Annotated in this window: 5 protein-coding genes; all 5 read right to left on the bottom strand. The window is 72.6% G+C overall.

Annotation, left to right across the window (positions count from 1 at the left end; genetic code table 11):
• Positions 1–53: 53 nt before the first annotated feature.
• Entirely contained in the window at positions 54–899 is an 846-nt protein-coding gene (locus AB0A97_RS30835; protein ID WP_361155867.1) for a hypothetical protein, read from the bottom strand.
• Entirely contained in the window at positions 899–2,179 is a 1,281-nt protein-coding gene (locus tag AB0A97_RS30840; RefSeq protein ID WP_361155869.1) for a VWA domain-containing protein, read from the bottom strand. The genes AB0A97_RS30835 and AB0A97_RS30840 overlap by 1 nt, the downstream gene beginning before the upstream one ends.
• 138 nt (positions 2,180–2,317) lie before the next feature.
• Entirely contained in the window at positions 2,318–3,007 is a 690-nt protein-coding gene (locus AB0A97_RS30845) for a DNRLRE domain-containing protein (protein ID WP_361155872.1), read from the bottom strand.
• Between the two features lie 156 nt (positions 3,008–3,163).
• Complete coding sequence (locus tag AB0A97_RS30850; RefSeq protein ID WP_361155874.1) at positions 3,164–3,979, bottom strand: DNRLRE domain-containing protein; 816 nt, start codon at positions 3,977–3,979, stop codon at positions 3,164–3,166.
• Between the two features lie 279 nt (positions 3,980–4,258).
• Positions 4,259–5,770 carry an SDR family oxidoreductase gene (locus AB0A97_RS30855; protein ID WP_361155876.1) on the bottom strand — a complete coding sequence of 504 codons (1,512 nt, stop codon included), beginning with the start codon at positions 5,768–5,770 and terminating at the stop codon, positions 4,259–4,261.
• Positions 5,771–6,202 lie beyond the last annotated feature (432 nt).

Raw genomic sequence — 6,202 nt, forward strand, 5'->3', positions numbered from 1 at the left:
GAACACTCCGCGCACCGCCCCGCTCCGTATGCCGTGTGTGCCGCGTGGTGCCGTCAGACGCCCGGCGGCACCCGCGACGGGCGGCCGCTGCCGCGCGTCATCGCGTACCCGCCGATCCCGGCGAGCGCCGCCAGCAGACCGCCCACCGCCGTCCACACCCACCGGTCGGACCACCGGCCCGAGGACCAGCCGCCGTCCGGCTCGGACGCGGCGACGGACCGCTTGCCCGCCGCCGAAGCCGACGCCGACGGCTCCGGGGAAGCACTCTCCCCGTCCTTCGGACCAGCGGCGGCGGCCCCCGGCACGAGCGGGGCGGCCAGCTTGCCGTCCACCGCGTACGCGCCGCCCGTCCCGGCCACCGTCGGCTCGAACTCCGCGTGCACCGGCAGCCCCAGGTCCTCCTGCGGCAGATCCGTGACCGTCAGACGCACGAAGTACGTGCCCGGCAGCGGATCGTTGGACGACTGCTCGGCCCAGGAACGGACCGTCCGCAGCGTGCAGGACAGCTCCACCGAAGCCGCGTCCGCGGCCGCCGCCCTGGTCTGCGCGCCGTACGTGCACGCCTGACGGCGCCGCAGCCCGTCGTACACGTCGAGCTGCCAGGTCGCCGCGCCGTGCCGGGCCGCCTTGGGCAGCGTCACCTTCGCCTTCATCGTGGCGCGCTGCCCGGCGTCCACCGGCACCGCCCAGTACAGGTAGTCACCGGTGGACGCCCCGGCCGTCGCCCGCTGCCCCGGCTGGACCGGCGTCGCGGTACGGAACGACGTCCCCGCCTCCGTCGGCCCCGCGGCACCGCCGCTCGCGGACGGCGACGGGCTGTCCGCCACGGCACCGCCCGCCGTACCGAACAGCGCGGCACCCGCCAGCAGCGCGGCGGTCACGAACGTACGCGTACGCATCAGTTGGTCCTCCAGACGGCGACACGCCAGCGCGACAGCCAGCCCCACAGCAGACCGGCCACCAGGCCGACCAGCACCAGCGCGCCCAGGAACCACCAGCCGCGGCCCAGACCGAAGGACGCCACGTCCGAGGCGTCCGACGGGCCGTCCACGACATCGATGGCCAGCTCCACCGGCAGACCCGGCTCGGTCTTGACCCCGGCCGGCGCAGCGAAGGAGTTGCTCAGCCGGAGGCAGACCGTCTCCGGCGCGTCCTTCGCGGCGCCGTCGGCGTTCTTCAGCGGCGCCTTCGGGTAGCGCAGCCCGGACGAGATGACGTCGGTACGCCCGTCGCCCGCCTCCGAGCCGCGCACGATCTCCCGGCCGTGCACCGTCGAGGCGCGCAGCAGCATGCCGTAGTCGTTGTTGACGGCACGGTCGGCGCCGATGCTCGCCGACGCGCGCAGCTCCTGGCCGGGCCGTACGTCCACCCGGTACCAGCGGTGCTCGGCGAACTTCTCCCGGTCGGTGTACAGGCCCGGCTTGAGCACCGGTGCCTTGGCACACTGGTCCGCGCCCTGCGTCGCCACCGGCGTCACCACCGGATCGGCCGCCCGGTCCACCAACTGGTGCACCCGGTCCCGCAGTTCACTGGTGTGCTGGACGGAGGTGTACGTGCCGCCGGTCGCCTCCGCGATGCAGCTCAGCTGCTTGCGGGTCTTGGCGTCCGGCAGCAGCCCCAGCGTGTCCACGGTCAGATGGATGCCCTTGGCGGCGATCTCCCGCGCCACCTCGCACGGGTCGAGCGGGGCACAGGTGTCCTCGCCGTCGGTGATCAGCACGATCCGGCGGGTCGCGTCACCGCCCTTGAGGTCGTCGGCGGCCCCCAGCAGGGCCGGGCCGATCGGCGTCCAGCCGGTGGGGGCGAGCGTCGCCACCGCGGTCTTCGCCTCGGTCCGGTCGAGCGGCCCGACCGGGTAGAGCTGCTTGGTGTCCTTGCACCCGGTCTGCCGGTCCGGGCCCGGATAGTTCGCGCCCAGGGTACGGATGCCGAGCTGGACCTCGCCCGGCACCGCGTCCAGTACCTCGTTGAACGCCTGCTTCGCCGCCGACATCCGGCTCTGCCCGTCGATGTCCCGCGCCCGCATCGAGCCGCTGACGTCGAGTACCAGCTCGACCTTGGGGGAGGGCTTCTTCGTGTCCGGTTCGTCGGCGGCTGCGGCGGAGGTGGGCAGCAGCCCCACGGCCAGGGTGGCGAGCAGGCCGCAGACCCCACCCGCCAGCCGTTTTCTTGTGATCATCGCCGGATCGTATGGACGATCGGGCTCGGTGATCAAAACGGGCGGGCGACGCTGACGGGAAATCAGTGCCCGGAGTGTGCGCGGCCGCCCCGGTGGACCGTGCGGTCACCGGGGCGGCCGGGAGACGTGCCGGTGCGGCTAGCCCCAGGTCACGACCAGCCTGGCGGTGGACGGGGTGAAGGTCTTGTACGCGTCCGAGCTCCGCTCGTTCGTCGCCTTCAGCCCCAGGGTCATGCTCGGCCACCTGTTCTGCTGGGCCGCCCGGGCGCTCGCCGTGACGTCGAAGGACAGGGTGCGGTTCTGGCAGGGCCGCTGCGGGGGCGAGACCCAGCCCAGCATCCGGTACCACCGCGGCTGCTTGTTCCACGTCGTGGACGGATAGATCCGGCCGGTGTCCCAGGCCTCGACGTTGTAGGGGGCGCACGACTGGGACGTGGCGTTCCGGATGCGGAGTTCGGCCTTCCGGATCGTTCCGGGCCGGTGCAGGTCCTGGCTGCCCATCGTGATGAACGAGCGCCACACGCCGTTCAGCTCACGGTTGTTCCTGAGGTCCCTCTTGCCGACGCGCGCGACGTCGTCCGTCTGACCGTGGTAGGTCCTGTTCGGGTGCGCCTGGTTGACGCTCGTCCACAGGCCCACGCGGCCCCTGGGCGCGGCCGGTCCGGGCTGGCGCTGCTCGCTGACGGACGCGCCGGCCTGCCCGGCCTGCGTGCCGGGGCTCGCGGCGACGGCGGCCGGGGCGGCGAGGCCGCCGACGAGACCGCAGGCCAGCAGGGCGTACGACGACCGGGCTCGCCTCCGGCCGGTGAGTGAACGGGATGTGGGCATGGTCTGCCTCCTGTGCGGGGAACGGCTGAACGGTTTCCAGCCTTTCCCCACCGTCCGCGCACCGCGCTCCCACCGCGTCCGACCGTGAGAGCGGCGGCCGCGTATTCACTCGACCGACGGAAGGCGATGAACGGAGGGTGACGGCCGCCGGGAGACTCAGCCCTTGGACCAGGTGACGGCCAGCTTGGCCGTGCTCGGGGCGAACTTCTTCCACGCGTGGGTGTCGTTCTCGTTCGCGGCCCGCAGTCCCAGGGTCATGTCCGGCCACTTGTTGGACTTCGCCGCCTTGGCGTTGTCCGTGACATCGAACGTCAGCACGCCGGCCGGGCACTCCTTGGCGCTGTGGCCCTTGGCGTCGGTGACGGTGGCCAGCAGCTTGTACCACTTCGGCTGCTGGTTCCACGTCGTGCTCTTGTAGGCGCGGCCGGTGTCCCAGAGCTGGACGGGCCGCTTGGCGCACGACCAGGAGTAGGTGTTCCTGATCACGAACGAGGCGCGCTTGATCGTCCCGGTCCGCTGCAGGTCCCTGGTGCCCATGGTGATGAACGAGCGCCAGGTCCCGCCCGTCTCGTCCTCATGGCCGACGCGCGCGACGTCCCCGGTCTTCGCCCAGTAGGAGGCATCGGGGTACTTCTTGTTGACGCTGGTCCACAGGCCCACCGGCCCCCTGGGAGCGCGCGCCTTGGGCAGGCTCTGCTCGGTGGTGTACGTGCCGGACGGGTCGGCGTACACGCGCACGGTGTCGGTGCGCTGCGACTGCACCTCCACCCGCCGGCCGGAGGAGGCGGCCTGCTCGGAGGCCCGCTGGAACTCGGCCTGCTGAGCCGCGGACTGCCGCGACTTCGTGTCGTGAGCGTCGGAACCCGCAGCCCAGGCGGTGGGGACGGCCAGACCGCCGACGACGCCGCAGACCAGTACGGGATACCACGGGCCGGACGGCTTCCAGCCGGTGAGGGAACGGGATGTGGGCATTGCGCACCTCTCATTGCCGGGAGCGGTGAACGTACAAGGGCCCGCCACCGCCGCCCGCACGCCGCGCCGCCCCTGCGGCCGTCCGGGGGAAGCCACCCGCCCCGCGATTCACTCGTCCGTCGGAATGATGAGGACAGAGGGTGACGGCAGTCGGGTGGCACCTGCGGCCTTCGGACGGCACACCGCGCCACCATCGCCCGCTGCCCGCTGCCCGCTGCCCGCTGCCCGCTGCCCCGCGCCGACATCGACGTTCCGGCACAGTGCCCCTCGTCGACGCCCCTACGCCGCCCCACCCGCCCCCTGCGCCCGGCCCACCTGCCTGTCCCGGTCCCGTGCCGCCGCGGCGATGTTGCGGGCCATCCCGCCGAACACCACCGAGTGGAACGGCGCGACACTCCACCAGTACGCATGGCCCGCCAGCCCGTGCGGATGGAACACCGCCCGCTGGAGATAGACCGTACGGCCCGCCCGGTCCCGCCCGACCCGCAGTTCCAGCCACGCCAGCCCGGGCAGCCGCATCTCGGCTCGCAGCCGCAGCAGCCGCCCCCGCTCGATCTCCTCGACCCGCCAGAAGTCCAGCGAGTCACCGGCCCGCAGCCGCTGCGCGTCCCGCCGCCCCCGGCGCAGCCCGACGCCGCCCGCCAGCCGGTCCAGCCACCCCCGCAACGCCCACGCCAGCGGGAAGGAGTACCAGCCGTTCTCCCCGCCGATGCCCTCGATGACGTCCCACAGCGCCTCGGGCGAGGCGTCCACCCGGCGCGCCCTGCGATCGGTGTAGAGACTGCCGCCCGCCCAGTCCGGGTCGGTCGGCAACGGGTCGCTGGGGGCCCCGGGCACCGAGGCCGACGACCAGCGGGTGGCGACCCGTGCCTCCCGCACCCGCCGCAGCGCCAGCTCCACCGCGCGGTCGAAGCCGGTCAGCCCGCCGGGCGGGTCCGGCACGTACCGCGCGATGTCGTGCTCCTCGGCCACGGCCTCGTGGCGCAGCGACTCTGCCAGCGGACGCGCGATACCCGCCGGTACGGGCGTCACCAGCCCCACCCAGTGACTGGAGAGCCCCGGCGTCAGCACCGGTACCGGCACGATCAGACGACGGGGGAGCGCCGCGACCCGCGCATAGCGCTGCATCATCTGCCGGTAGGTCAGTACGTCGGGTCCGCCGACGTCGAACCCCCGGTTCACCGACTCCGGCAGCGCGGCGCAGCCCACCAGGTAGTGCAGCACGTCCCGTACCGCCAGCGGCTGGATACGGGTACGCACCCAGCTCGGCGTCACCATGACCGGCAGCCGCTCGGTCAGGTACCGCAGCATCTCGAAGGACGCCGAGCCCGACCCCATGATCACGGCCGCCCGCAGCACCACGGTCGGCACCCCGGACTCCAGCAGGATGCGCCCCACCTCGTCCCGCGACCGCAGGTGCGGGGAGAGTCTTCGCCGGTCGACGCCCTTCGGCACCGGACCGCCCAGATAGACGATCCGCCGCACGCCGGCCTTCCGCGCGCACTCCGCGAACGTACGGGCCGCCCGGCGGTCGGTGTCCTCGAAGTCCTTCCCCGAGCCCAGCGCGTGCACCAGGTAATAGGCGACCCCGACGCCCTCCAGCGCCGCCGTGAGCGACTCCGCGTCCGTGACGTCGCCCCGTACCGTCTCCACCTGCCCCGACCAGGGGTGATCCCGCAGTTTCCCCGGCGTGCGCGCCAGACACCGCACCGGGTACCCCGCGGCCAGCAGCTCCGGCACCAGCCGCCCGCCGACGTACCCGCTCGCCCCGGTCACCAGACACCGTTCCACGCCGCGCCTCCCGCTAGCCGTTCGGTCCCGCAGGCCACTCAGGCCCGTACCTTCTGTCACCTACTACCCCGCACGGCACGTGCCCGCGAATGCAGCGCAGCAGGAGAGGGGGGTGCCTTCGGGGCCTTCGGCCCGTCGTGTAGTGTTCTCCGAGTTGCCACGGAGCCGTCAGGCGCCGAGACAGCCTTCACGCCACACCGGCAAGCACCATCACCACTGCACGGCTCCTCAACGGGATGAATTTCGGCCTGCCGAAATTCGGAACAACAGCGACTCGATTATGAGTCGCCGGGGAAAACCGCTAAAGTGGTGAACACGCCGGAAGGCGCGAACAAAACCCGCTCCAGCAGGGGCCGGAAACGGAAAGCGGAAACGCCGAACGGATCTGGTAAGGTTGGAACCGCGAAGAAGCCGAAAGGCCGAAACGCACCG

This window comes from Streptomyces sp. NPDC045470, assembly GCF_040646595.1.
Taxonomy (GTDB): Bacteria; Actinomycetota; Actinomycetes; order Streptomycetales; family Streptomycetaceae; genus Streptomyces.

Coding starts and splice junctions, on each gene's coding strand:
- AB0A97_RS30835 (WP_361155867.1), bottom strand. CDS start 899: ATGCGTACGCGTACGTTCGTGACCGCCGCGCTGCTGGCGGGTGCCGCG.
- AB0A97_RS30840 (WP_361155869.1), bottom strand. CDS start 2,179: ATGATCACAAGAAAACGGCTGGCGGGTGGGGTCTGCGGCCTGCTCGCC.
- AB0A97_RS30845 (WP_361155872.1), bottom strand. CDS start 3,007: ATGCCCACATCCCGTTCACTCACCGGCCGGAGGCGAGCCCGGTCGTCG.
- AB0A97_RS30850 (WP_361155874.1), bottom strand. CDS start 3,979: ATGCCCACATCCCGTTCCCTCACCGGCTGGAAGCCGTCCGGCCCGTGG.